Source organism: Bartonella sp. AP280QHHD, assembly GCF_042196125.1.
In the GTDB taxonomy this organism is placed as follows: Bacteria; Pseudomonadota; Alphaproteobacteria; order Rhizobiales; family Rhizobiaceae; genus Bartonella.
The window spans coordinates 1-1,074 of record NZ_JBHIPQ010000006.1 but is presented as its reverse complement, the minus strand read 5'-3'; the positions used below and the strand labels follow the sequence as shown (position 1 = coordinate 1,074).

Annotated in this window: 1 pseudogene; it reads left to right on the top strand. The window is 44.9% G+C overall.

The window, feature by feature from the left end:
- Positions 1–1,074: pseudogene (locus ACFIMK_RS00310) on the top strand (DUF4815 domain-containing protein); the annotation flags it as partial.

Genomic DNA, 1,074 nt, shown 5'->3' with positions numbered 1-1,074 from the left:
AGAACAAATCGACTTTTTAAGACAAATTACCCTTCACTTTAAAATTGAAGGTTTTGGCAGTAGCGAAATCTTGGAAAGTCTCACCTTTGATGGTGTGAATGTTTTACCAAAGAGTCTCCTTGTTGCCGATAGCAAGGGCACCCTTGAGGGCGCTTTCACGATTCCACAAAATATTACGGCTGGCACAAAAAATGTTGTGGCACGGGGAAAAGGTGGAACAATTGCAACAGGGCTTTTTACCGGTCAAGGCGTGATTGATGTGAAAGTGATGCGGCGCACCACCACGGNGTGATTGATGTGAAAGTGATGCGGCGCACCACCACGGTGAAGATATGGACGCAAGTGGACCCACAAGCGCAAGTTTTTACCCCCGATGAAACACGGCAAATTACCGGTATTGACTTTCATCTTTGCAAAATCGGCAATCAGAACCATGATTTGGTGATTGATTTGGTCACTACAGAAAACGGTTATCCGACCGCCGATATTCAAGCACAAAGCTTTTATTCTATGAAGGGCGCAAAGCTAGGTTGGGCAGAGGCACGCTATGATGTACCACTCCTTGTGATGGATGACCGTTTAACGGCTTTTGTCATTAAAACCGATGATGCTGATCATTCTGTTTCACTGGCAAAACTTGGAGATTTTGATGCAGAACATCAAAGGTATGTTTCAAGCCACCCTTATGTAACGGGACCACGCTTTTCTTCTGTCAATGCTAGGAGCTGGACCGCTCATCAAGATGAAGCCTTATCCTTTCGGGTGCTCGCTGCCCGCTATAGGCAAACAGAAAAGATTGTCCATTTAGGCACCTTTGACCTTGTAGACTGCTCTGATTTGCAAATACGCGCAGCCATTGAATTGCCTTCAAGTGAGTGTTCTGTCATCTTTGAAATTGAACGAAACAATGGCACGGTTTATCAACTTCTTCCCTTTCAATTGCTAAGCCTTACTGAATATATCAGTGAAAAGGTCAAGCTTCGCGCTATTCTTAAAGGCACCGAAAAGCTCTCACCCGTCTTGTTTGCGCCTGTTCAATTGATTGCGGGAAAGATCCATAAGGAAGCGACCTAT